At 42.2% G+C, this 24,197-nt stretch carries 30 protein-coding genes; 20 read left to right on the top strand and 10 right to left on the bottom strand.

Translation table 11 applies throughout. The features are described 5' to 3' along the window. The first annotated feature begins 74 nt into the window (after nucleotides 1-74). From fabT to ACXYSL_RS02960, 17 genes are all read left to right on the top strand, one after another. On the top strand, nucleotides 75-509 hold the full coding sequence (gene fabT, locus ACXYSL_RS03040; protein ID WP_045617632.1) for a fatty acid biosynthesis transcriptional regulator FabT: 435 nt from the start codon (nucleotides 75-77) through the stop codon (nucleotides 507-509). Then, a complete protein-coding gene (locus ACXYSL_RS03035; RefSeq protein ID WP_007520591.1) occupies nucleotides 509-1,483 on the top strand; it encodes a beta-ketoacyl-ACP synthase III in 975 nt (324 codons plus the stop codon). The genes fabT and ACXYSL_RS03035 overlap by 1 nt, the downstream gene beginning before the upstream one ends. Nucleotides 1,484-1,539: 56 nt before the next feature. Then, nucleotides 1,540-1,764 carry an acyl carrier protein gene (locus tag ACXYSL_RS03030; RefSeq protein ID WP_007520589.1) on the top strand — a complete coding sequence of 75 codons (225 nt, stop codon included), beginning with the start codon at nucleotides 1,540-1,542 and terminating at the stop codon, nucleotides 1,762-1,764. A gap of 119 nt (nucleotides 1,765-1,883) precedes the next feature. Beyond that, nucleotides 1,884-2,858, top strand: a complete 975-nt coding sequence (gene fabK / locus ACXYSL_RS03025; RefSeq protein ID WP_007520587.1) for an enoyl-[acyl-carrier-protein] reductase FabK — start codon at nucleotides 1,884-1,886, stop codon at nucleotides 2,856-2,858. Continuing rightward, nucleotides 2,851-3,771 (top strand): ACP S-malonyltransferase, encoded by a 921-nt coding sequence (gene fabD, locus ACXYSL_RS03020; protein ID WP_458623927.1) that lies wholly within the window; start codon nucleotides 2,851-2,853, stop codon nucleotides 3,769-3,771. The genes fabK and fabD overlap by 8 nt, the downstream gene beginning before the upstream one ends. 45 nt (nucleotides 3,772-3,816) lie before the next feature. Beyond that, complete coding sequence (fabG, locus tag ACXYSL_RS03015) at nucleotides 3,817-4,548, top strand: 3-oxoacyl-[acyl-carrier-protein] reductase (RefSeq protein WP_096421710.1); 732 nt, start codon at nucleotides 3,817-3,819, stop codon at nucleotides 4,546-4,548. A gap of 28 nt (nucleotides 4,549-4,576) precedes the next feature. After that, nucleotides 4,577-5,812, top strand: coding sequence for a beta-ketoacyl-ACP synthase II (fabF, locus tag ACXYSL_RS03010; protein ID WP_458623926.1), 1,236 nt, complete (start codon nucleotides 4,577-4,579; stop codon nucleotides 5,810-5,812). A gap of 2 nt (nucleotides 5,813-5,814) precedes the next feature. Continuing rightward, nucleotides 5,815-6,303 (top strand): acetyl-CoA carboxylase biotin carboxyl carrier protein, encoded by a 489-nt coding sequence (gene accB, locus ACXYSL_RS03005; RefSeq protein WP_458623925.1) that lies wholly within the window; start codon nucleotides 5,815-5,817, stop codon nucleotides 6,301-6,303. Beyond that, a complete protein-coding gene (fabZ, locus tag ACXYSL_RS03000; RefSeq protein WP_000565515.1) occupies nucleotides 6,300-6,722 on the top strand; it encodes a 3-hydroxyacyl-ACP dehydratase FabZ in 423 nt (140 codons plus the stop codon). Before accB ends, fabZ begins: the two co-directional genes overlap by 4 nt. An 11-nt stretch (nucleotides 6,723-6,733) precedes the next feature. Continuing rightward, nucleotides 6,734-8,101, top strand: a complete 1,368-nt coding sequence (gene accC / locus ACXYSL_RS02995) for an acetyl-CoA carboxylase biotin carboxylase subunit (RefSeq protein ID WP_458623924.1) — start codon at nucleotides 6,734-6,736, stop codon at nucleotides 8,099-8,101. 35 nt (nucleotides 8,102-8,136) lie between these two features. After that, the gene (gene accD, locus ACXYSL_RS02990) at nucleotides 8,137-9,003 is read left to right on the top strand and encodes an acetyl-CoA carboxylase, carboxyltransferase subunit beta (RefSeq protein ID WP_001173374.1); all 867 of its coding nucleotides are present in this window, start codon (nucleotides 8,137-8,139) and stop codon (nucleotides 9,001-9,003) included. Further along, entirely contained in the window at nucleotides 9,000-9,767 is a 768-nt protein-coding gene (locus tag ACXYSL_RS02985) for an acetyl-CoA carboxylase carboxyl transferase subunit alpha (protein ID WP_458623923.1), read from the top strand. The genes accD and ACXYSL_RS02985 overlap by 4 nt, the downstream gene beginning before the upstream one ends. Nucleotides 9,768-9,914: 147 nt before the next feature. Continuing rightward, nucleotides 9,915-10,616 carry a CPBP family intramembrane glutamic endopeptidase gene (locus ACXYSL_RS02980; RefSeq protein ID WP_096421714.1) on the top strand — a complete coding sequence of 234 codons (702 nt, stop codon included), beginning with the start codon at nucleotides 9,915-9,917 and terminating at the stop codon, nucleotides 10,614-10,616. Nucleotides 10,617-10,842: 226 nt separating this feature from the next. Then, nucleotides 10,843-11,025, top strand: coding sequence for a hypothetical protein (locus ACXYSL_RS02975; protein WP_007520576.1), 183 nt, complete (start codon nucleotides 10,843-10,845; stop codon nucleotides 11,023-11,025). Between the two features lie 26 nt (nucleotides 11,026-11,051). Continuing rightward, complete coding sequence (locus ACXYSL_RS02970; RefSeq protein ID WP_096421716.1) at nucleotides 11,052-11,777, top strand: CPBP family intramembrane glutamic endopeptidase; 726 nt, start codon at nucleotides 11,052-11,054, stop codon at nucleotides 11,775-11,777. Between the two features lie 207 nt (nucleotides 11,778-11,984). Beyond that, on the top strand, nucleotides 11,985-12,170 hold the full coding sequence (gene briC / locus ACXYSL_RS02965) for a biofilm-regulating peptide BriC (protein WP_458623922.1): 186 nt from the start codon (nucleotides 11,985-11,987) through the stop codon (nucleotides 12,168-12,170). A gap of 18 nt (nucleotides 12,171-12,188) precedes the next feature. Then, nucleotides 12,189-12,938 carry a lysostaphin resistance A-like protein gene (locus ACXYSL_RS02960; RefSeq protein ID WP_458623921.1) on the top strand — a complete coding sequence of 250 codons (750 nt, stop codon included), beginning with the start codon at nucleotides 12,189-12,191 and terminating at the stop codon, nucleotides 12,936-12,938. Here the strand turns inward: ACXYSL_RS02960 and nusB are convergent. The 9 genes from nusB to gatC form a co-directional block, all read right to left on the bottom strand. Further along, on the bottom strand, nucleotides 12,910-13,332 hold the full coding sequence (gene nusB / locus ACXYSL_RS02955) for a transcription antitermination factor NusB (RefSeq protein WP_000203659.1): 423 nt from the start codon (nucleotides 13,330-13,332) through the stop codon (nucleotides 12,910-12,912). The genes ACXYSL_RS02960 and nusB overlap by 29 nt on opposite strands. Then, complete coding sequence (locus tag ACXYSL_RS02950) at nucleotides 13,325-13,714, bottom strand: Asp23/Gls24 family envelope stress response protein (protein ID WP_000510584.1); 390 nt, start codon at nucleotides 13,712-13,714, stop codon at nucleotides 13,325-13,327. Before ACXYSL_RS02950 ends, nusB begins: the two co-directional genes overlap by 8 nt. 21 nt (nucleotides 13,715-13,735) lie before the next feature. Beyond that, nucleotides 13,736-14,296: an elongation factor P gene (efp, locus tag ACXYSL_RS02945; protein ID WP_000568640.1), complete on the bottom strand. Its 561-nt coding sequence runs from the start codon at nucleotides 14,294-14,296 to the stop codon at nucleotides 13,736-13,738. Nucleotides 14,297-14,377: 81 nt separating this feature from the next. Then, the gene (locus ACXYSL_RS02940) at nucleotides 14,378-15,505 is read right to left on the bottom strand and encodes an SPFH domain-containing protein (protein WP_458623920.1); all 1,128 of its coding nucleotides are present in this window, start codon (nucleotides 15,503-15,505) and stop codon (nucleotides 14,378-14,380) included. Between the two features lie 8 nt (nucleotides 15,506-15,513). Further along, on the bottom strand, nucleotides 15,514-16,470 hold the full coding sequence (locus ACXYSL_RS02935; RefSeq protein WP_000715069.1) for a zinc-ribbon domain-containing transport protein: 957 nt from the start codon (nucleotides 16,468-16,470) through the stop codon (nucleotides 15,514-15,516). A 99-nt stretch (nucleotides 16,471-16,569) separates the two neighbouring features. Next, nucleotides 16,570-16,965 carry a hypothetical protein gene (locus tag ACXYSL_RS02930; RefSeq protein WP_458623919.1) on the bottom strand — a complete coding sequence of 132 codons (396 nt, stop codon included), beginning with the start codon at nucleotides 16,963-16,965 and terminating at the stop codon, nucleotides 16,570-16,572. 57 nt (nucleotides 16,966-17,022) lie between these two features. Continuing rightward, on the bottom strand, nucleotides 17,023-18,468 hold the full coding sequence (gene gatB / locus ACXYSL_RS02925; protein ID WP_001008649.1) for an Asp-tRNA(Asn)/Glu-tRNA(Gln) amidotransferase subunit GatB: 1,446 nt from the start codon (nucleotides 18,466-18,468) through the stop codon (nucleotides 17,023-17,025). Continuing rightward, nucleotides 18,468-19,934 carry an Asp-tRNA(Asn)/Glu-tRNA(Gln) amidotransferase subunit GatA gene (gatA, locus tag ACXYSL_RS02920; protein ID WP_458623918.1) on the bottom strand — a complete coding sequence of 489 codons (1,467 nt, stop codon included), beginning with the start codon at nucleotides 19,932-19,934 and terminating at the stop codon, nucleotides 18,468-18,470. Before gatA ends, gatB begins: the two co-directional genes overlap by 1 nt. Further along, nucleotides 19,934-20,236 carry an Asp-tRNA(Asn)/Glu-tRNA(Gln) amidotransferase subunit GatC gene (gatC, locus tag ACXYSL_RS02915; RefSeq protein ID WP_458623917.1) on the bottom strand — a complete coding sequence of 101 codons (303 nt, stop codon included), beginning with the start codon at nucleotides 20,234-20,236 and terminating at the stop codon, nucleotides 19,934-19,936. Before gatC ends, gatA begins: the two co-directional genes overlap by 1 nt. Nucleotides 20,237-20,401: 165 nt before the next feature. On the opposite strand from gatC, the gene ACXYSL_RS02910 reads away from it, so the two are divergent. The 3 genes from ACXYSL_RS02910 to ACXYSL_RS02900 all read left to right on the top strand — a co-directional run bounded on the left by ACXYSL_RS02910 (nucleotide 20,402) and on the right by ACXYSL_RS02900 (nucleotide 22,996). Further along, nucleotides 20,402-21,094, top strand: a complete 693-nt coding sequence (locus tag ACXYSL_RS02910) for a YwaF family protein (protein WP_458623916.1) — start codon at nucleotides 20,402-20,404, stop codon at nucleotides 21,092-21,094. 143 nt (nucleotides 21,095-21,237) lie between these two features. Next, on the top strand, nucleotides 21,238-22,782 hold the full coding sequence (locus tag ACXYSL_RS02905) for a peptide chain release factor 3 (RefSeq protein ID WP_061588416.1): 1,545 nt from the start codon (nucleotides 21,238-21,240) through the stop codon (nucleotides 22,780-22,782). Between the two features lie 10 nt (nucleotides 22,783-22,792). Then, nucleotides 22,793-22,996, top strand: coding sequence for a hypothetical protein (locus tag ACXYSL_RS02900; RefSeq protein ID WP_250315327.1), 204 nt, complete (start codon nucleotides 22,793-22,795; stop codon nucleotides 22,994-22,996). Between the two features lie 211 nt (nucleotides 22,997-23,207). On the opposite strand, the gene ACXYSL_RS02895 is transcribed toward ACXYSL_RS02900, so the two are convergent. Beyond that, nucleotides 23,208-24,161 (bottom strand): aromatic acid exporter family protein, encoded by a 954-nt coding sequence (locus ACXYSL_RS02895; protein WP_458623915.1) that lies wholly within the window; start codon nucleotides 24,159-24,161, stop codon nucleotides 23,208-23,210. Nucleotides 24,162-24,197 lie beyond the last annotated feature (36 nt).

The raw sequence follows: 24,197 nt of genomic DNA, 5'->3' as shown, positions 1-24,197 counted from the left end.
TCTTTTGAAGTTTGATATACTTTTTCTATCAAATGTTTTGATTGTAAAAGTTTTTTGAGGAGGAGGGAAAAAGTTTGGACTACCAACGAGTAAATGATTATTTAACATCCATTTTTAATAATGTCCTTGTGATTGAGGAGGTTAGCTTACGAGGTAGTCGATTCAAAGATATCTCCATCAAAGAAATGCACACAATCGATGTGATTGGAAAATTCCCTGAGGCAACGCCTAGCAAAGTTTCCAAAGAACTGATGGTAACCTTAGGAACTGTTACGACGAGCTTGAATAACCTAGAAAGAAAGGGTTATATTGAGCGAATTCGTTCCGAACAGGATCGTCGTGTGGTCTATCTACATTTGACAAAGAAAGGTCGTTTAGTCCACCGCCTTCATAAACGTTTCCACAAGGCCATGGTTGAAAAAATTATCGAGGGTATGAGTCCTGAGGAGATGAAAGTTATGGGCAAGGGCTTGACTAACCTTTATCAATTTTTGGAGGATTTGAAATAATGGCTTTTGCTAAAATAAGCCAGGTTGCTCATTATGTACCAGAGCAAGTGGTCACCAATCAAGATTTGGCTCAAATAATGGATACAAGCGATGAGTGGATTTCAAGTCGTACAGGAATTAAACAGAGACATATTTCAAAAACGGAGTCAACGAGTGATTTGGCGACAGAAGTTGCCAAAAGCTTACTGGCTAAGGCGAGTATAGAAGCTGAGCAGATTGACTTTATCATTGTAGCAACAATCACACCTGACTCAATGATGCCTTCTACAGCAGCGCGAGTTCAGGCCAATATTGGTGCTAACAGAGCCTTTGCTTTTGATCTTACAGCTGCTTGCAGTGGTTTTATCTTTGCACTTTCAACTGCTGAAAAGTTTCTGACATCTGGACAGTTTAAAAAAGGGATTGTTATCGGTGCTGAAACCTTGTCTAAGGCGGTTGACTGGTCAGATCGATCTACTGCGGTGCTCTTTGGAGACGGTGCTGGTGGAGTTCTCTTGGAAACAAGTGAGAACCGCCACTTCCTTGCAGAGAGTATGCACAGTGATGGTACTCGAAGCGAGTGCTTAACTTATGGCCAAACGTCCTTGACTTCCCCCTTCTCTAATCAAGAAGCAGTTCCTGCATTTTTGAAAATGGATGGGCGAGCAGTTTTTGATTTTGCGATTCGAGATGTTGCTAGGTCAATCAAGCAGACCATTGACGAAAGTCCAGTGGGAGCATCTGATTTGGACTATCTCTTGCTTCATCAGGCCAATATCCGCATATTGGATAAAATGGCTAAAAAAATCGGTGTTGATCGCGACAAACTTCCAGCCAATATGATGGAGTATGGGAATACCAGTGCGGCAAGCATCCCGATTTTACTATCAGAGTGTGTGGATCAGGGGTTGATCCGTGTAGACGGTAGCCAAACGATTCTTTTATCAGGCTTCGGTGGAGGCTTGACCTGGGGCACGCTCATTCTTACAATCTAGGTAATCATGTGGTGAACACATTGTTATAAATTTTTATATTTTAAAGGAGTCCTATCATGGCAGTATTTGAAAAAGTACAAGAAATTATCGTTGAAGAACTTGGAAAAGATGCATCAGAAGTAACACTTGAATCTACTTTTGATGATTTGGATGCAGACTCATTGGACTTGTTCCAAGTAATCTCAGAAATTGAAGATGCTTTTGATATCCAAATCGAAGCAGAAGATGACTTGAAAACAGTTGGTGACTTGGTTGCCTATGTTGAAGAGAAAACAAAATAAGAACGAATAAGATATAGAAGGAGTTGGGGGAACCCACTCCCTCTTGTTTAGGTAATGGTTTGAGACTCAAATAATATACTAATCGAACTATTACGTAAGCAAGGACTGATGGAGGCACTATGAAAACACGTATTACAGAATTATTGAACATTGATTATCCTATCTTCCAAGGAGGAATGGCCTGGGTCGCTGATGGCGACTTGGCCGGAGCTGTTTCTAAAGCTGGCGGTTTAGGGATTATCGGTGGGGGGAATGCACCTAAAGAGGTCGTAAAGGCTAATATCGATAAAATCAAATCACTTACGGACAAACCTTTTGGTGTTAACATCATGCTCTTGTCACCTTTTGTAGAAGACATCGTTGATCTCGTGATTGAAGAAGGGGTCAAGGTGGTGACAACTGGTGCAGGAAATCCAAGTAAATACATGACTCGTTTCCATGATGCTGGAATTACAGTTATTCCTGTTGTTCCAAGTGTTGCTTTGGCAAAACGCATGGAAAAAATTGGTGCAGATGCAGTTATTGCAGAGGGGATGGAAGCCGGTGGACATATTGGTAAATTAACAACGATGACCTTGGTTCGCCAAGTTGCTGCAGTTGTTTCAATTCCAGTTATCGCAGCTGGAGGAATTGCCGACGGTGAAGGTGTCGCTGCAGGCTTTATGCTTGGTGCAGAGGCTGTTCAAGTTGGTACGCGTTTCGTAGTAGCTAAGGAATCTAACGCCCATCCAAAATACAAGGAAAAAATCTTAAAAGCGCGTGATATCGATACGACTATTTCAGCTCAGCACTTTGGACATGCTGTTCGTGCCATTAAAAATCAGTTGACACGTGACTTTGAGCAGGCTGAAAAAGATGCCTTTAAACAAGAAAATCCGGATTTAGAAATCTTTGAACAAATGGGAGCTGGTGCTCTTGCTAAAGCCGTTGTTCATGGAGATGTAGAAGGTGGATCTGTCATGGCAGGTCAGATCGCTGGTTTGGTCTCTAAAGAAGAAACCGTTGAAGAAATCCTAAAAGATCTATACTATGGCGCTGCCAAGAAAATTCAGGAAGAAGCCTCTCGTTGGGCAGGAGTTGTAAGAAATGACTAAAACAGCCTTTCTATTTGCAGGTCAAGGTGCTCAGTATCTAGGGATGGGACGAGACCTCTATGATCGCTACCCTATCGTCAAGGAAACAATTGACCAAGCCAGTCAGGTTTTGGGTTATGACCTCCGTGACTTGATTGATAAGGAAGAAACCAAGTTAAACCAGACTCGCTATACGCAACCAGCTATTTTAGCGACTTCGGTTGCTATTTACCGACTATTGAAAGAAAAGGGTTACCAGCCAGATATGGTAGCAGGATTGTCTCTTGGGGAATATTCTGCTCTTGTAGCAAGTGGTGCCTTGGACTTTGAGGATGCAGTTGCCTTGGTTGCTAAACGTGGTGCTTATATGGAAGAAGCTGCACCTGCAGGCTCTGGGAAGATGGTTGCCGTTCTTAATACTCCAGTTGAAGTGATTGAGGAAGCTTGTGAAACAGCCTCTAAAGTTGGAGTAGTGACTCCAGCTAACTACAACACCCCAAGCCAAATCGTCATCGGTGGTGAGGTGGCTGCGGTTGACCGCGCAGTTGAACTCTTGCAGGAAGCAGGAGTAAAACGATTGATTCCTTTAAATGTATCTGGTCCTTTCCATACTGCCCTTCTTGAGCCAGCTAGTCAGCAACTAGCTGAAGCTCTTGAGGGAGTGAGTTTCGCTGATTTCACTTGCCCACTAGTTGGCAATACGGAAGCTGCTGTTATGGAAAAAGATCGAATCCAAGAGCTTTTGACGCGTCAGGTCAAAGAACCTGTTCGTTTTTATGAAAGTATTGCTGTGATGCAGGATGCTGGGGTAACCAACTTTATTGAAATTGGTCCTGGTAAGGTCCTATCAGGCTTTGTCAAAAAAATCGATAAAACAGCTCAGCTAGCTAACGTTGAAGACCAAGCAAGCTTGGATGCTTTGTTAGGAAACTAATGATCCCTTCTCCCACAAAATACAACAGGAAACAGGAGAGATAGAATGCAACTTACAAACAAAAATGTCTTTGTAACAGGTTCAAGTCGTGGTATCGGACTTGCCATTGCTCACAAATTTGCCCAACTAGGCGCTAATGTAGTTTTGAATAGTCGCGGAGCAATCTCAGAAGAATTGCTGGCTGAGTTTTCAAACTATGGTGTCAAAGTAGTACCGATTTCAGGTGATGTTTCAGACTTTGCAGATGCCAAGCGTATGGTAGATCAAGCGATTGCAGAACTCGGTTCTGTTGATGTCTTGGTCAACAATGCTGGGATCACTCAAGATACGCTTATGCTCAAGATGACCGAAGAAGACTTTGAAAAAGTGATTAAGATCAACTTGACAGGTGCTTTCAACATGACGCAAGCAGTCTTGAAACAGATGATCAAGGCACGTGAAGGTGCGATTATCAACATGTCTAGTGTGGTCGGTTTGATGGGAAATATCGGGCAGGCCAACTATGCAGCTTCTAAAGCAGGTTTGATTGGGTTTACCAAGTCAGTAGCACGTGAGGTTGCCAATCGCAATGTGCGAGTAAATGCTCTTGCACCAGGAATGATCGAATCGGATATGACTGCTGTTTTGTCTGATAAGGTCAAGGAAGCGACGCTAGCACAAATCCCAATGAAGCGTTTTGGACAAGCAGAACATATCGCAGATGCCACGGTCTTCTTAGCCCAACAAGATTATTTGACTGGACAAGTTCTCGCTGTTGATGGCGGACTTAGCATGTAAAAAATAAGGAAAGATATAGGTAAGACAGATGAAACTAAATCGAGTTGTAGTAACAGGTTATGGATTGACCTCTCCTATCGGAAATACTCCAGAAGAATTTTGGAACAGTTTGCAAACTGGGAAAATCGGAATTGGAGAAATCACTAAGTTTGACCATAGCGAATTTGCTGTGCACAATGCGGCAGAAGTTCAAGATTTCCCCTTTGATAAATACTTTGTCAAAAAAGATACCAACCGTTTTGATAACTATTCTTTGTATGCCTTGTACGCAGCTCAAGAAGCGGTGACAAATGCTAATCTTGATGTAGAAGCAATCGATAAAGATCGCTTTGGTGTCATCGTGGCTTCTGGTATTGGGGGAATTAAAGAAATCGAAGACCAAGTTATCCGTCTTCACGAAAAAGGCCCAAAACGTGTTAAGCCATTGACACTTCCAAAAGCCTTGCCAAATATGGCTTCGGGAAATGTTGCCATGCGCTTTGGAGCAAACGGTGTCTGTAAATCAATTAATACAGCCTGTGCCTCATCAAATGATGCTATTGGCGATGCCTTCCGTTCAATCAAGTTTGGTTTCCAAGATGTCATGTTAGTAGGTGGATCAGAATCATCTATCACTCCTTTTGCCATCGCTGGTTTCCAAGCTCTGACAGCCCTATCAACTACAGAAGATCCAACTCGTGCTTCTATTCCATTTGACAAAGATCGTAATGGTTTTGTCATGGGAGAAGGTTCTGGAATGCTGGTTCTTGAGAGTCTTGAACACGCTGAAAAACGTGGAGCGACCATCTTGGCTGAAGTAGTTGGTTATGGAAATACCTGTGATGCTTACCATATGACTTCACCTCATCCAGAAGGTCAAGGTGCAATCAAGGCAATTAAATTGGCTTTGGAAGAAGCAGAGATTTCTCCAGAGCAAGTGGCTTATGTCAATGCCCACGGAACTTCAACTCCTGCTAATGAAAAAGGAGAAAGTGGTGCGATCGTAGCTGTTCTTGGTAAAGAAGTACCTGTATCTTCAACCAAGTCCTTTACAGGACACTTGCTTGGTGCGGCAGGCGCGGTAGAAGCAATCGCTACAATCGAAGCCATGCGTCATAACTTTGTTCCAATGACAGCTGGAACAAGCGAGTTGTCCGACTATATCGAAGCCAATGTCGTTTATGGACAAGGCTTGGAGCAAGAAATTCCTTATGCCATTTCAAATACTTTTGGTTTTGGTGGACACAATGCGGTTCTTGCTTTCAAACGTTGGGAGAATAAATAATTATGAATTTAAATGAGATCAAGGACTTGATGGCTCAATTTGACCAATCAAGTTTGAGAGAATTTTCTTATAAAAACGGAGCGGACGAATTGCAGTTCAGTAAGAATGAAGCAAGAATGGCTTCTGAAGCTCCAGCTCAAGTTGTTCCAGCACCAACTGCAGTAGCTGCAAGTCCAGTAGTTTCTGCCCCTTCAACTCCAGTAGAGAGTGCTGTGGAAGAAGCTCCAGCACCAGCTGAAACGACTGTTGCTCCAGAGGGTGATGTCGTTGAGAGCCCACTTGTAGGGGTGGCTTACTTGGCCGCTGGACCAGATAAACCTGCCTTTGTCACAGTCGGAGACAGTGTTAAAAAAGGTCAGACTTTGGTAATCATCGAAGCCATGAAAGTCATGAATGAAATTCCTGCACCTAAGGATGGTGTGGTGACAGAAATTCTCGTTTCAAATGAAGAAATGATTGAGTTCGGTAAAGGATTGGTACGTATCAAATGATCGATATTCAAGGAATCAAAGAAGCTCTACCCCATCGCTACCCTATGCTCCTAGTGGACCGTGTCTTGGAAGTGAGCGAGGATACCATTGTTGCCATTAAAAATGTCACCATCAACGAACCTTTCTTCAATGGTCATTTTCCTCAATACCCAGTCATGCCTGGTGTTCTTATCATGGAAGCCTTGGCCCAGACTGCTGGTGTCTTGGAATTGTCCAAACCTGAAAATAAAGGGAAACTGGTCTTCTATGCTGGCATGGACAAGGTTAAGTTCAAGAAGCAAGTTGTACCAGGTGATCAATTAGTCATGACGGCTACTTTTGTCAAACGTCGTGGTACGATTGCTGTGGTTGAAGCAAAGGCTGAAGTAGATGGTAAACTTGCAGCGAGTGGTACTCTTACCTTTGCAATTGGAAACTAAGGAGGTTCTCCATGTTTCGTAAAATTTTGATTGCTAACCGTGGTGAGATTGCGGTTCGCATTATTCGAGCTGCGCGTGAATTGGGCATTGCGACCGTAGCAGTTTATTCAACTGCTGATAAGGAAGCTCTTCACACACTCCTAGCGGATGAAGCCATCTGTATCGGACCTGGTAAGGCGACAGAGTCTTATCTCAATATCAACGCTATTTTATCGTCTGCAGTCTTGACAGAAGCAGAAGCCATTCACCCAGGTTTTGGTTTTCTTAGCGAAAACTCCAAGTTTGCCACGATGTGTGATGAAGTGGGGATTAAGTTTATCGGCCCTTCTGGCGCTGTAATGGATACCATGGGAGATAAGATCAATGCGCGTGAGCAAATGATCAAGGCTGGGGTTCCAGTTATCCCAGGATCTGATGGTGAAGTTCACACGGCTGAAGAGGCCCTTGCGGTTGCTGAAAAAATTGGCTATCCAGTCATGCTTAAGGCATCGGCAGGTGGTGGTGGAAAAGGGATTCGTAAGGTTGAAAAGGCAGAAGACTTGGTCGCAGCCTTTGAGACAGCGTCCAGTGAAGCCAAGGCCAACTTTGGAAATGGCGCTATGTATCTTGAGCGTGTGATTTATCCAGCTCGTCATATCGAAGTTCAGATTCTTGCAGATCAAGAGGGTCATGTTGTCCATCTTGGTGAACGGGACTGTTCACTTCAACGGAATAACCAAAAGGTCTTAGAAGAAAGCCCATCCATTGCGATCGGCAAAACCCTTCGTCATGAAATTGGTGCTGCAGCCGTTCGTGCAGCAGAGTCTGTAGGCTATGAAAATGCAGGGACGATTGAATTTCTTCTTGATGAAGCGAGTGGCAATTTCTACTTCATGGAAATGAATACTCGTGTGCAAGTTGAACATCCAGTCACAGAGTTTGTTTCAGGTGTTGATATCGTGAAGGAACAGATTCGCATTGCGGCCGGGCAACCCTTACCTTTCAAACAGGAAGATATCGTCCTACGAGGTCATGCTATCGAGTGCCGGATTAATGCAGAAAATCCAGCATTTAACTTTGCTCCAAGCCCAGGGAAAATTACCAATCTCTATCTACCAAGTGGTGGAGTTGGCTTGCGCGTGGACTCAGCAGTTTATCCAGGTTATACCATTCCCCCTTACTATGATAGTATGATTGCTAAAATCATTGTTCATGGGGAGAATCGTTTTGATGCTCTTATGAAGATGCAACGGGCACTTTATGAACTTGATATTGAAGGAGTGCAAACCAATGCAGACTTCCAGTTGGATCTGATTTCAGACCACCGAGTTATCGCTGGTGACTACGATACTTCCTTCTTGATGGAAACTTTCTTGCCAAAATACCAAGAAAAAGAATAGACTTTCAAACAGTATGAGAACTAAAAGGGGGAGTTATGGCTCTATTTAGTAAAAAGGATAAGTATATTCGGATCAATCCTAACCGTTCCGTAAGGCAGAAACCACAAGCCAAGCCTGAGGTTCCGGATGAACTCTTCTCCCAGTGTCCTGGTTGTAAACACACCATTTATCAAAAGGACCTTGGGAGTGAGCGCATTTGTCCCCATTGTAGCTATACTTTCCGTATTTCAGCTCAGGAACGCTTGGATTTGACGATTGATTCTGACAGCTTTGTGGAGATGTTTACGGGTATTGAAACTCAAGATCCATTAAACTTTCCTGGCTACCAGAAAAAATTGGCTACTATGCGTGAAAAGACAGGTTTGGATGAAGCAGTACTGACTGGTACAGCTAGTATCAAGGGACAAAAAGTTGCCCTTGGGATCATGGATTCAAACTTTATCATGGCTTCTATGGGAACCGTTGTGGGTGAAAAAATCACGCGCTTGTTTGAGTATGCAACGGTAGAAAACTTGCCAGTCGTTCTCTTCACAGCTTCTGGTGGAGCCCGTATGCAAGAAGGAATCATGAGCTTGATGCAGATGGCTAAGATTTCTGCGGCAGTTCAACGTCATTCCAAGGCAGGACTTTTTTACCTAACTATTTTAACCGATCCGACAACAGGTGGGGTGACCGCTTCTTTTGCTATGGAAGGGGATATTATCCTAGCGGAGCCACAGAGTTTGGTTGGTTTTGCTGGACGTCGTGTTATCGAAAATACAGTTCGTGAGACCTTGCCGGATGACTTCCAAAAGGCAGAATTTCTGCTTGAACATGGATTTGTTGATGCAATTGTCAAACGGAGAGAATTGCCTGAAACAATTGCTAAATTAGTAAGATTGCATGGAGGAAGTCGCGGATGAATATTGCAAAAATAGTCAGAGAGGCACGCGAGCAAAGTCGCTTGACAGCCCTTGATTTTGCCAATGGCACCTTCGATGAGTTTATCGAATTGCATGGAGATCGCTCTTTCCGAGATGATGGTGCGGTCATTGGTGGAATTGGCTGGTTAGGTGACCAAGCAGTCACAGTCGTCGGTATCCAAAAAGGGAAGAGTCTTCATGATAACCTCAAACGAAATTTTGGGCAACCTCATCCAGAAGGCTATCGTAAGGCTCTTCGCCTGATGAAACAGGCAGAAAAGTTTGGCCGTCCAGTTGTGACTTTTATCAATACGGCGGGTGCTTACCCAGGTGTTGGAGCCGAGGAACGTGGACAAGGTGAAGCAATTGCCCGAAACCTGATGGAAATGAGTGACCTCAAGGTTCCAATCATTGCGATTATTATCGGTGAAGGTGGATCTGGTGGGGCCCTAGCTCTAGCCGTAGCTAACCGTGTCTGGATGTTAGAAAACTCAATCTACGCCGTACTTAGCCCTGAAGGATTTGCCTCTATCCTTTGGAAGGATGGAAGTCGTGCTATGGAAGCGGCGGAGTTGATGAAAATCACTTCACATGAACTCCTAGAAATGGGAATCGTAGACAAGGTAATCTCAGAAGCAGGGCTGTCAAGTAAAGAACTGCTAGGTTGCGTTAAAAATGAATTGCGTGCAGAACTAGATAGATTGCAAGAACTACCACTCGACCAACTTATCGAAGAACGTTACCAACGCTTTAGAAAATACTAAGAAAACTTAAAAGCTAGAACAATTTGTTCTAGCTATTTTGATAATAGAGCATGGATAAACATGAATACTCTAGATAAATAAGAAAAACAATCAATGGTCTATCCTCTATATTGCCCTAATAGAGAGTTTACCATTAGGAGAGAAAGAATGAAAAAGACAATACATTTAGGAATCTGTATGATTTTAATGTTCCTGTACATTTATTTAACGCCATTAGGGGCTATAACTCTAGCTAGAACCTTTGGTTTAGGAATGGACAGCTATATAATCTTCCTAGTTGGAGAAGTGTTGCTTATTTTCTTTTTATTCGTTTTGTGGTTGAAAAAGAAGAAGATGCTCTTTATCTTCGACAAAAAGGGTTGGTGCTGGTCTTATCTCGCTTTCTTAGTGGCTTGTTTCCTTATCTATTCTTTTTTAAATGGATTTAGAATGCAGAATATTCGATTGATTGACCATAGCTTTATTTTCCAAGACCTTCTTTCAGAACTTTACTTAAACGGGAGAGAAACGACTCTATCAAGTCTTATATTTTTAATCTTTAACATTTCGATTGTACCTGTTGTTGAGGAGACAATCTATAGGGGTTATTTTATGAATACCTTCTTTCCGAAGTCGGAGTTTTATTTGGATGTGATCTTGTCTTCTTTCATCTTCGGGCTCAGTCACTTAGTTCTATCTCATCGTGACCCCATCAGTCTCATCATTTATAGTATTCTTGGTCTTCTATTTACAGTTGTTTATCGAGTTACGGGTAGTCTTCGGTTTACCATTGTTTGTCATAGTTTCTATAATGCAATTCCCTATGCTCCGTCGATCTTATTTTATATCTATTATTTGATTTTTAGATAGTAGGAAGTTAGGAGATAAAGAAAAAAGCGTTTGATATCTGTCAAACCTTTTTCTAATTTGATGGGGAGATAGAGAAATCTCTTTTATCAATTTCTTATTTCTCAATGAGTAAAGCTACCATTTAGGGTGAAAAATTGACAGTTGAGGAGATAGACTATAAAATAGACAAAAAGATATGTACTGTAGATGTAAGCTTACAAAAATTTATTTTAAGGAGCTACTTGATATGACAGGTACAGAAACATTTACAGTTCTTTCATCTGAGGACTTAGAACAAGTTTCAGGTGGTGGCATGATTTGGTTGGTTGATGATTATTATTGGAGTTGGCCTTATGCTTACAGCATTGCAACTGATTCAAGTACAATATGTACTAGAATGACTGGTTATGGTAACGGAATTATACCTTAATGTTCTAATAATTTAAAGGGGTAAGTATGAAAAAACTAGGGCATTTGGGAGTCTATACATCACTGGTATTTCTATCGGTTTATCTACCAGAGTTGGGGATTATGCATTTAACTAAGTTTTTAGGATGGGGGATAGATGGCTATTCTATCTTTTTAACAGTTGAAGTAATAGCTCTTTTGCTATTATTTATCTACTGGCTCCAAAAGAAAGAGATGCTCTATGTTTTTGAAAAAAAGGGTTCAAAGAAGTCAAAATTCTTTTACCTTGTAGTTGGTCTAGTGGCTACTTATTTTGATCGTCAATTGGTGGATGCTTTTCAGTTACAGTTTCATCACCTAATTGATAACAAGTATATCTTTCAAGACCTTCTTTCGATTCTATACTCCAATGGTCAACCAACTTTTCTATCAACTGTTCTCAGTTTTAGTTTAACAGTAATCGTCGGACCTATATTAGAGGAACTGATTCATAGAGGGTACTTTATGAATACCTTCTTTCCCCAATCCAAGTACTATCTGGATGTTGTCCTATCTGCTCTTATCTTTGGACTTAGTCATTTAATCCTAACTCACCGAGATCCTATCAGTTTGATTATTTATAGTTTAGGCGGTCTCTTCTATGCCCTTGTCTACCGTTGGACAAAGAACTTAAAAATCACCATCCTGTGCCATAGTTTTTTCAACTTTCTCATTTATGCAAAACCCATCTGGATTTTTGTTTATAATTATGTCTATTACCACTTTTTTAGATAGTGGAAGGCAAAGAAAAAAGTGTTTGATAGCTGTCAAACACTTTTTCTAATTTGATAGTAAGATTGAGAGATGCTTTCTTATGTTATTGATAGTCATACCATTCAGGTCGAAAAATTGACAATTGAGGAGATGGACTATAGAATAGACAAAAAAGATGTATACTGTAGATGTAAGCTTACAAAAATTTATTTTAAGGAGGTACTTACAATGACAGGTACAAATACATTTACAGTTCTTTCAACTGAGGACTTAGAGCAAACTTCAGGTGGTCTTGCCGTTTGGGAAGATGGATATAGTAGATGGTTATATTATAGAGAATTTGCTCCCTATATGGGGCAAGGGGCACTTAATTCTTATAGAGATGCTTGGAAGCACGGTTTCCGAGCAGGATAATCTTTCAAAAAAAGTACGATGAGAAACACAAAGAAACTAAGACAATTTGGAATATTTTTGCTTATTATTTTACTATCTACCTATTTACCACAAACAATTGGATTGTATGTGACGATAATTTTAGGGTTAGGCGCTGATGTCTATTCTCTTATTTTAACAATGGGATTAGTAGTAAATTTCCTTCTATTAATTTGGTGGTTAAAAAAGAAAAAGATGCTCTTTATCTTTGAGAAAAAGAGCTGGAACTGGTCAACTATCTTCTACTTATTTGCAGGTTATGTGGTTTATCAGATTCTCGGTAATTTTTGGGCACGCTATGCTCATTTGATTAATCATAGGAATATTCATGATGAGTATTTTACCGTGGTTCTTTCAAATGGACAACCAACTTTTTTATCGACTATCTTATCTTTTGTACTTCCTGTAATCATCGGCCCTATTTTTGAGGAGACTCTTGATAGAGGGTATTTTATGAACACCTTCTTTCCTAAGTCAAAGTACTATTTAGATGTCATCTTATCAGGTCTTATCTTTGGACTCAGTCATTTGATACTATCTCACCGAGACCCAATTAGTTTATTATATTATAGTCTGATTGGTCTCTTTTTCGCTCTTGTCTATCGCTATACATCTAATCTACGATTGACCATTCTCTGTCATAGTTTTTTCAACTTTCTCAATCATGCAAAACCTATCTGGATTTTTATTTACAATTACATCTATTACCACTTTTTTCTTTTTACTGTTCTTCTGTTACAAACTGGCTGAGCAGTCCATTGATAAAACGGGCAGATTTTTGATCTGAGAAGTCCTTTGCAAGTTCGATAGCTTCATTAACAGCAACCAGCTGAGGAGTGTCAAATGAAGTGATTTCAAAGACTCCCAAGCGAAGGAGGTTTCTCTCCACGAGTGTTAAACGCTCGATGGTCCAACCTGCTTTTAAATGCTGTGTGATTTGCTTGTCTAGTTCTTCCTTTTTAGCTTGAACACCAGAAACTAGCTCTGTCAAAAAGGCTGGAAGTTGCACATCCGTATCTTCACGATCGTGTGTATAGGCGAAACGACAAGCAGTTTCGACATCCGTACCGAATTCAAGGCTCATGAGAGCTTGAAAAGCGCATTTACGGAGTTGGCGTCTAGATTCTAATAGTGGACTAGTCATTGAGGAAGTCCTCGTCAAATAGATCTTTCAATTCTGGTTTTGGTGTTTTATCAGGGACGATACCGGCAACGTGAATATTGATAGCAGCGAGTTCTACATCAGCCATATTACGGACGGCATCTTTAACAGCTTTCTGGATAGCAACAGCTACCTTAGGAACTTTTACTCCGTACTCAAGGTAGAGGTAGATATCAGCTGTGAGTTCTTCGTCCACGTTTTTAAGATAAACACCACGGCCGAGAGAAAGTTTTGAAAGGGTATCAGATACTGATTTGTTTGAAAAAGAGTGAACACCCTCTACTTTTGCAGTAGCAATAGCAATGATTTTTTCAAGTACACGTGGGGCGATAACGATTTCGCCAAGTTGTTCTTCAATTCCCATAGAATGACCTCTTTCTAGAGATTAGGCACGAGAAACGTAAGTTCCTTCTGCAGTGTTGATAACGAGTTTTTGTCCTGCTTCGATGAAGTCTGGAACGTTTACGACAAGTCCAGTTTCCATCGTTGCTGGTTTACCAGAACCTGTGACAGTAGCACCTTTGATAGATGGCTGAGTTTCTGCAACTGTCAATTCGACAGTAGTAGGAACGGTAACACCAATCACTTCAGTTCCGTAGAATTGGATTTTCACATCAGAGTTTTCAAGGATGTAAAGCAATTCGTTTTCAACATTGACTACAGGGATTTCGTACTGGTCGTAAGTTTCTGTATTCATGAAGTATGCTGTGTCATCCATTTTGTACAAGTATTGAGCTGGGACAGTCTCGATAATAGCTTGTTCAAACTTTTCCTCTGGACGGTAGCTTGTGTCAAATGTAGAACCAGTACGGACATCACGCAATTTCATACGCATGATGGTGTTTCCTTTACCTGGTTTGTGGTGACTAGCTTCCAAAACGCGAATCAATTTGCCGTCAGCTGTTTCAAAGGTCATACCAGCCTTTAATTTACTTGCTTCAATCATGTTTTTACCTCTTTAATAAAATAATTTACTCTTTATTGTACCATAAAAGACGACATTACTCAAATGTCAAAAGGAGCTTAATTAGTTGACTGGTACGATATTTCCATCTTCGTCTTTAGTAACGAGGACGTATTTTCCATCGACTTCGATGTAAAAATTCTTGCTGGCAGTTTGCTCAGTGTTTTGAGCCGGCGCTTGATTTTGGACTTGTTGGCTTAGTTGACCACCGAGAGTTTGGCCAAGATTCATACCCATAAACATGTTCATCCCATTGCCATTCCCTTCATTGGCAGCTGCAGCAATAAGTGCTTCGTTACGAGCACGGCGTTCTTCGATTTCAATCGTGTTGTACTTCATTGCCACGAGCTCACTATCAAGCTTGCGAACGATATCAAGACTTTCTTGGTCGTAGCTGAGGTCTTCAAGCAAGATATTAGTTGCTTCAATTCCGTAGAGGCCTGTCCAAACCTTGTTGACCTCTTGTTTAGCGAGTTCGTTAAAGGTGTCTTGGTTGGCATTGAGGGTATAGATATCTACCTTGTTTTCGTTGGTATACTTGGCAATGGCAATCGCGATTTTCGGTGCGATATTTTGACGGAGCGTTCCTTGAGCTACATCTTGGAGAGTAAATGGCTGTCCGTCAGTAATTTGACGGCTAACAGAACTTACGTAGAAGAGGACTGGGTCTGCTATTTTTACATCAAACAAGCCATAGAAACGGATGTTAAGCAGTTGTTGGTAACGTTCGCTGAAGTATTCGACCGCATTTTGTGTGCCGAACTTATTGCCCGCGATGGGTTGCATGCGGATAAAGATAATTTCTTGTTGGGTGATGACTTGTCCACCAAAAGAGAAACGGTTTTTAAAGTTTTCCCAAGTGCCTTTTAAACCACCTTTTTCAAGGAGCCAGGCGTTATCACCAGCTTGCCATTCGTGGCTACCAGCTTCGAGGACTTCACCAAGGAAGGTACCGTTGTTTACCAAAATAGCGGTATAGCCTTGGGGAACGATAACCACACTGCCATCTGACAAGAGGCCTGTATTTTGATTGCTGTGACGAGAACGTCCATCTGGGTCTTTTGTGAGCAATTGCCCCTTGACGGCCAAGGCGTCGCCAGAGACATTATCTGGAAGGACAATGGCTTCCTTGAATTTACTATCATTAAAACTATTTAAGCCTGCTGATAAGGCTGCACGTATAAATCCCATAATTCCTCCTAATTATAAAGCTCGTCTTCATCCACAACATCATAGGTATCAAGTACCCATTGGTTTGGACTGCGAGAGAGATTGGCACCACAGTAGTCACACTCGCTAACTGCAGAGATTTTTAATGGGGCGCCACAGTTTGGACAGTGGTCGCTCACAACTTGGTCTGGATTGACTGCTTGCGTTTGGCTACCATGTTGACGGATAAAGTTCAATTGATACACGGTGAAGAGATCTTTTTTAGGATCTCCTTCGAGGACACGACGAGTCTCATCGTCAATGACATAGTCCCGCAAGGTAGATGACAGAATCACCACTAAGGTATCGTTTCCGTCAGGATTTTCAATGAACTCCTTGATGCGAACATTTTCGATACAAACTTTCTCTAAAACATTAGTTGTTTTAGCTCGAATATGGTCCTCAAGTTGGGTACTATGTTGAGAGTAGAGACTGGTACTTTCCAAAGCGCGGACAGAGTTCCAATTTTTCTCAGTCCAGGCAACCTGCAATTTAAGGTAGACTTCCTTAACCCAAGATGTGAAGGCTTCCGCGTCAAAGTTTGGATCCCCGTATTTCACACGACTAATGGCCAGTGTGTTATGTTCAACTCGACGATGGAGCGTTTGATAATCATTACTAGTGTAGGTTGAACTCGAATCTCCAGACTTATTCTGCAAGGATTTAACGATAACAACTAGTATGATTCCTCCGACTAATATGAACATAAATCCTAGATAGGGAGAGCTAGCAGAACTGTCAGAGGATGATCCATATCCAGAGCGGTAGTAGTGGTAGGATGAGCCACCAGAACGACTTCCACCTCCACTTGAGCGGCTGCTACTTCTGGAGCTACTGCGGCTGCTCCCTCCACTTCTGGAATGTCCAACACCCGCATCAACGATTTGAGGCACGGATAGAAAAACAAGTAATAAACAGGTCATTAAGAGAGCGTAAAACTTTTTCATGTGTCTCCTAACTATATGATTGAAAAGGTAGAATTCTGAATTTGAATGATTATTAAACTATTTAATAACCTTTAAAAATCATCTAAGATATACTAGGTGTTATTTACTAGCATTTAGCTTCTTTATGGAATGGCGCTCGATGAGCCATCCCACAATCCATCCTATTGTTAGCAAGTAATTTTCAAAAGCACCGATAGCATTTACAGGAGAGTGATACTCCATATAATTGAGTAAGTGATTTGTTCCTATTCCAATTCCGCCAATAATGAGAGCAAGAAGTGCGATTCGTAGATAGAACCAATCGTATTTAATATTGATAGCGAGAATAATAATCAATACAGCTAAATTCCATATTCCAATTTCTCGTTGCCAACCAGCAGATATTCCGTACCCGGAGTGACTTCCCATGTATGATGGAAAGAAAATTTGTAGTATAGAAGCGCCTAACATAGCGATGATGACTAAGACAAATAGCAATCGTAAAAATTTGTTCATTTATTCTCCTTGTCTCATTCTCGTCTTAAAAGTAGAAAAAAGTGTTTAAAGAGTAAATTACTCACTTTCTTTCAATTTCGCCAATTCTTGTGCAAGTAGTTTAAGAGCAACTTGTGGGTTGGCTTGTCCTTTGGTTGCCTTCATAAGGAATCCTGTGAAGGCCTTGTCTGCGTTGCGTTTACCTGACTTGAAGTCGGCAACGGCAGCTTCGTTATCGGCAAAGACTTGGTGGATGATTGGAATCAGAACATCTGGATCAGAGATTTGCACCAAGCCTGCTTTTTCCACGTATTCACGCGCGCCACCGCCATTTTTAGCCAGGTGGACAAAGACTTTCTTGGCAATCTTAGAAGAGATAGTACCGTCTTCGATGATGGCAATCATTTCTACCAAGTTTTCTGGTGTTAATTCGATTTGTTCCAGTGTTTTGCCTTCAGCATTCAAGAACTGAGCAACTTCGCCTTGGAGCCAGTTAGAGACTTGTTTGGCATCACCACCGAGGGCAACAGCTTTTTCAAAGAAGTCAGAAGTGACTTTGTTTGCAGTCAACTGGCTGGCATCGTAGTCTGACAAGCCAAGGTCAGATACGTAGCGCGCACGGCGTTCTTTTGGAAACTCTGGCAATTCAGTGCGCATTTCCTCAATCCACTCATCTGAGATTTCAAAGAGTGGGAGGTCTGGTTCTGGGAAGTAGCGGTAGTCTGCAGCACCTTCTTTGACACGCATGAGGATGGTTGCTTTGTTGGCTTCATCGTAACGGCGTGTTTCTTGGCGAATTTGACCACCTGAGCGAAGGATTTCAGCTTGTCGTTGGACTTCGTATTCAAGCCCCTTACGGACGTTAGAGAAGGAGTTGAGGTTTTTCAACTCAGTCTTGGTACCGAATTTCTCTTGACCATAAGGGCGAAGCGAAATGTTGGCATCCACACGCATCGAACCTTCTTCCATCTTAACGTCAGAAATACCAGCGTACTGGATAACTTCCTTGAGAGCTGTCAGATAAGCATAGGCTTCTTCTGGTGAACGCATGTCGGCTTCGGATACAATCTCAATCAAAGGCACCCCTTGGCGGTTGAGGTCAACATAAGAGTAGCCATCTGTACCGTGGGTATTTTTACCAGCATCTTCCTCTAGGTGGGCGCGCTCGATACCGATTTTCTTGGTCGTACCGTCTTCTAGCTCCACTTCAATCCAGCCGTTGTAGCCGATTGGCTCGTCAAACTGAGAAATTTGGTAGGCTTTTGGATTATCAGGATAGAAGTAGTTCTTGCGGTCAAAGTGCATCTTTTTGTGGATGTCCATGTTGAGGGCAAGAGCCGCCTTGATACCGGCATCGACAACCCCTTTATTGAGAACTGGCAGAACACCTGGGAAAGACCAGTCAATCACGTTAGTGTTGGCATTTTGGTCGTTTCCAAAGTGGGCAGAAGTAGGTGAGAAGATTTTTGAATTGGTGTTGAGCTCTACGTGGACTTCAAGTCCAATGACTGTTTCAAAGTTCATTAGTTATCACCTCCAAAAATCACAGGTTGTTGTTTGTGGTAGTCTGTTGTTGCTTCAAAGGCAGCAGCAGCTTGGTAAATGGTTTCTTCTGAGTATTTAGGACCGATTAATTGGAGACCGACAGGGAGACCTTGAGAGAATCCAGCAGGAATCGAAATTCCTGGGAGACCAGCTAAGTTGACTGGGATGGTCAAAAGGTCAGCTAAGTACATGGCAACTGGATCGTGGTTGAGTGAATCCAAGTCATAGGCAACGCTTGGAGCAGTTGGTCCTAGGATTAAATCGTAATCCGCAAAGACTTTTTCGAAATCTTGAATGATGAGGGTACGGACTTGTCCAGCCTTCTTGTAGTAGGCATCGTAGTAACCTGATGATAGACTGAAAGTACCTAGCATGATACGGCGTTTTACCTCTTCACCGAAACCTTGGCTACGGCTGTTTATATAGATTTCATCAAGGTTGGTCGCATCCTCTGCACGATAGCCGTAACGGATACCGTCAAAGCGTTGCAAGTTTGAGGATGCTTCTGATGAAGCAATGATGTAGTAAACGGCAACACCGTATTTTGAGTGAGGAAGACTCACTTCTTCTACGATAGCGCCAAGTTTCTCAAAGTGTTTGGCTGCATTGATAATGGTTTCTTTAACCTCTGGGTCAATCCCTTCACCGAGATATTCTTTAGGTAAAGCAATTTTCATGCCCTTGATGTCTTGACCGATTTTTGAAGTAAAGTCGGCAATGCGGACAGGAGCAGAAGTAGAGTCTTTGGCATCTTCGCTGGCAATCGCGTTGAGCAAGAGGGCATTTTCCTTAACAGTTGGTGCAAAAGGTCCAATCTGGTCTAATGAGCTACCGAAGGCAATGAGACCGAAACGTGAAACTGTTCCGTAGGTTGGTTTGAGACCAACAATCCCGTTGAAGGCAGCAGGTTGGCGGATAGAACCACCAGTATCAGAACCAAGTGACAAACGAACTTGTCCGGAAGCTACAGAAGCCGCAGAACCGCTTGATGATCCACCAGGAACCTTGCTGTGGTCCCAAGCATTTTTAGTCGCACCGTAGTGGGAAGTCTCACCTGATCCACCCATGGCAAACTCGTCCATATTGGTTTTCCCAACGACAATCATGCCCTTGGCTTTGGCATTGGCAACGGCTGTCGCATCAAAGATAGGCTCGTAGTTGTAGAGCATTTTTGAGGCTGCAGTTGTGAGGATACTGTCTGTAGAGATATTATCCTTAACAGCCAGTGGAATTCCTGAAAGAACATTGTCCACGTCAATTCCAGCTTCATCAATAGCCTTAGCTTGAGCAAGGGCTTGTTCTTCAGCGATAGTGACAAAAGCATTGATAGCTGTTTCTCGAGATTTAATATCTTCAAGCGTTGCTTGTGTCAATTCAGTTGAAGAAATTTCCTTAGAGACAAGGAGGTTGTGCAAGTCTTCAATGGTTTTATGATTAAAAGTCATTAGGCATCTCCTCCATCGTCTAGGATAGCTGGTACCTTGATATAGTAGTTTTCTTTTTCAGGTACATTTTTAAACAAGCGGTCACGGTCTGTTCCTTCTTCGGCCACATCAGGGCGGAGTACAGTCTTACGGTCAGCCATAGTTGTAATAGGTGCGACACCAGTTGTGTCGACTTCGCCTAGCAATTCAACCATGTCAACAATTTTAGATAAGGTGGTCGCAAAGGCGGCAGTTTCTTCTTCAGAGAATCTTAATTTTGAAAGATTGGCAACGTGTGTTACCTCTTCTTGCGTAATTTTCATCTTGCATCCTTTCGTGAAATGATGATTTTTAGTCTGTTCTATTTTACCATATTTTCCTATAAATAAGGGAGCCAAACTGAAAAGAAATAGAAATTGAAAAATCGCTTTTAATTCGCTATAATGGTTAAACTAGAGAATAGAGAAAATAAGAGTTAGGATAAAAATATGTTCCATCAATTTATCACCAGATCTCAGACGGTTCCTCCTCCTATTCCACTCTTTTGGTATGGGGCTATGATGCTTCTTTTAGTGCTTTGTATTTATGGAGCACTTGCTTATCACCAAAATCCGAAATTTGTCCGCTTGTTTAAGTGGATTCAGATTCTCCAGTTGCTAGCCCTATATAGTTGGTATGTTGGTTTTGGGATTCCATTTTCTAATAGCCTTCCATTTTATCATTGTCGTTTGGCTATGTTTGCGGTGATTTTCTTGCCTGATAAATGGCGGAGCAAGCAATATTTTGCCCTCTTAGGAGCAAGTGGAGCGGTCTTTGCCTTGGTTTACCCCGTTTTTGACCCCTATGATTTTCCCCATATTACTAGTTTTTCATTTTTGATTGGGCACTATGCCCTTTTGGTGAATTCCTTGGTTTACTTGATGAATCACTATGACAAGAGTCTGCTCAAGAAATATATGATTGTAGCCTATACTTTTATCCTCAACCTCTTTCTAGTTTGGGTTAATCAGGTGACGGGTGGAAATTATGGTCTCTTAAGAGATACACCGTTTATCTCGAATGCTCCTCTATGGCTAAAGTACCTCCTTGTGTCGGTCATCCTTTCACTGGCTCTTGTTCTCTTTGATATCTTGTTCAAGAAACGGTGGAAAAATAGAAATCAGGTAAAATCTATACTCTAGCTTGCCTTTTCATCAGATGAGCAATTGAAAAACTCCCCAAAATCCGATATAATGGAGAGTTGAAAGGAATGGTAAAATCCAATGTAAACATCATTCTTAGCTACTGAAACAACTAAAAATAGAGAATCAAAGAAAGAGAACTTATGACTATTCAAGAAGAAATCAAGAAACGCCGTACCTTTGCCATCATCTCCCACCCGGACGCGGGGAAGACAACCATCACTGAGCAGTTGCTCTACTTTGGGGGCGAGATTCGTGAGGCTGGTACAGTAAAAGGAAAGAAAACAGGGACTTTTGCCAAGTCTGACTGGATGGATATCGAGAAACAACGTGGGATTTCGGTCACTTCATCTGTGATGCAATTTGACTACGACGGCAAACGCGTCAACATCCTTGACACCCCAGGACACGAGGACTTCTCAGAAGATACTTATCGTACCTTGATGGCGGTGGATGCTGCGGTCATGGTCGTCGACTCTGCCAAGGGTATCGAGGCCCAAACCAAGAAATTGTTTGAGGTTGTCAAACACCGTGGTATTCCAGTCTTTACCTTTATGAACAAGCTGGACCGTGATGGCCGTGAGCCACTGGACCTCTTGCAAGAATTGGAAGAAGTCTTGGGTATTGCAAGTTATCCAATGAACTGGCCAATCGGGATGGGGAAAGCTTTTGAGGGCTTGTATGACCTCTATAACCAACGTTTAGAACTTTATAAAGGGGATGAGCGTTTTGCCAGTCTAGAAGATGGTGACCAGCTTTTTGGCAGCAATCCTTTCTACGCTCAGGTTAAGGACGATATCGAACTTTTGCAAGAAGCAGGAAATGAATTTTCGGAAGAAGCTATTCTTGAAGGAGAACTGACTCCGGTCTTCTTCGGTTCAGCCCTCACTAACTTTGGGGTGCAGACCTTCCTTGAGACCTTCCTTAAGTTTGCTCCAGAACCACATGGGCACAAGAAAACAGACGGAGAAATTGTGGATCCTTATGACAAGGATTTCTCAGGATTTGTCTTTAAAATCCAAGCCAATATGGACCCTCGTCACCGTGACCGCATCGCCTTTGTCCGTATCGTATCGGGCGAATTTGAGCGTGGGATGAGTGTTAACCTTCCTCGTACTGGGAAGACTGCCAAGCTTTCTAATGTCACCCAGTTTATGGCGGAAAGTCGTGAGAATGTGACCAATGCCGTGGCAGGTGATATTATCGGGGTTTACGATACTGGTACTTATCAGGTTGGGGATACCTTGACAGTTGGAAAAAATAAGTTTGAATTTGAACCACTGCCAACCTTTACCCCTGAGATTTTCATGAAAGTTTCTGCTAAGAACGTTATGAAACAAAAATCTTTCCACAAAGGGATTGAGCAATTGGTGCAAGAAGGAGCCATTCAGCTTTATAAGAATTACCAAACTGGCGAGTACATGCTAGGGGCTGTGGGACAACTCCAGTTTGAAGTCTTTAAGCACCGCATGGAAGGCGAGTACAATGCAGAAGTAGTCATGAGCCCAATGGGTAAAAAGACCGTTCGTTGGATCAAGCCTGAGGACTTGGATGAACGGATGTCCTCAAGCCGCAATATTTTGGCCAAGGACCGCTTCGACCAACCAGTCTTCCTCTTTGAAAATGACTTTGCCCTCCGCTGGTTTGCGGACAAGTATCCAGACGTAGAGTTGGAAGAAAAAATGTAAATCGTTACAAATGACTAGCAACATAAAGTTGCTGTCATTTGACGGTAACCGCTATGGCGGTCTACCTAAACGCTTCACTAGTAAAAATCCACGAATATTATCGATTCGTGGATTTTTCCGTCGTAATGGTAAGGAATCGAACTACCTAACTGCCTCACTAACTGAGTTTTACAAATCGATTCCATTTGTAAAACTCAGTGTCGTAGCTCAGTAAATTTATTTGAATGTGTAACAATCTAAGTAAGTAACGCCAAGTTTCTATGGAACTTGGCTAGGCGCTTCACTAGGCAAAAGATTTTTCTAATTACTCTCTAAATTCTGTATGGATAAATAAGGTGGGTTAGACTAATTTCTGTGCAGTAAAGATAATTGGAGTTAAGGGAAAACAAGAACCTCAGAGGACTTCCTCTGAGGTTCTTTGCGTTTTAGTTTCCATATTTCTGGTAAAAATCGACCTTGACCTGGATAAAGGTTTTGGCTTCGCGTAGTAGTTGCAGGAGGGTGGCACGGGTTTCAAACTCCTCACGTGTTTTAGGGAGACTTCGATTGCGGAAGACTTGCAGATAGCGTTCGATGTCATCAAGTAGGTCATGAGCAGGATTGGACTGACTTAGCTGGGCAGCGATCTTGGAAAAGAGCTGGGCCAAAATCAAACTCTCACTTGCGGCCAGATGACAGGTATTAATCTGCTGGGCCATATTTCGCAGGATGCGACTTTGTCTCTGTCTCATCTCAAAGTAGTGGATGTGGTAGTCCGTTTGGTGAAAGAGATGATCTGAGTGGTCCAAATAGACCAGCTTGAGGGCTTCCTCAAGAAGGCTATCTAATTGGTCAACGAGTTGAGCTTGATTGCGTCCGTCTCCTCTTGACAGATAGTATTTAAAGCGAAGCAGGATGTCTTTTAACTTTTCTTCGACCTGAAGGTGGTAGCTTTGGATGGCTTTTTCGCGAGAAGGCATGTAAAGGTTGACCAACAGAGCAAAGCTTGTCCCGATGAGAAAGAGGAGCACTTCATTGAGCAAGAGAGCTGGAGAAGTAGACTCCTGTACCAAGAGATGACCAACTAAGACACTGCTAGGTGTGATGCCGATTTCCCACCCCATTTTGTAAGAAAGAGGGACATAGAGAGCCAGATAGAGGCCCAGACTCCAGATGTGAAAGCCTGTAAGCTGAAAGGCTAGAACGCCGATAGCGAGCGCTAGGAGCATGGAAAAGAGGCGGTTTCGAGCCAATTTCAGCGTACTTCTGCGCGTGTCGGAAAGGCTTAAGAGGGCGATAATACCAGCTGAAACAGCTGATGATAAATCTAAAAAATAAGCGAGAAAACAAGCGAGACAGGTCGCTAAGATCAGTTTTGTCGTGCGTTGAGTGAGGGACATGAAAATTTCCTAAACTAATAGAATCAAGTATTTAAT

The organism is Streptococcus sp. V913, from assembly GCF_054353455.1.
The sequence above is the reverse complement of the archived record's forward strand: the minus strand, read 5'-3'. Positions and strand labels throughout refer to the sequence as shown.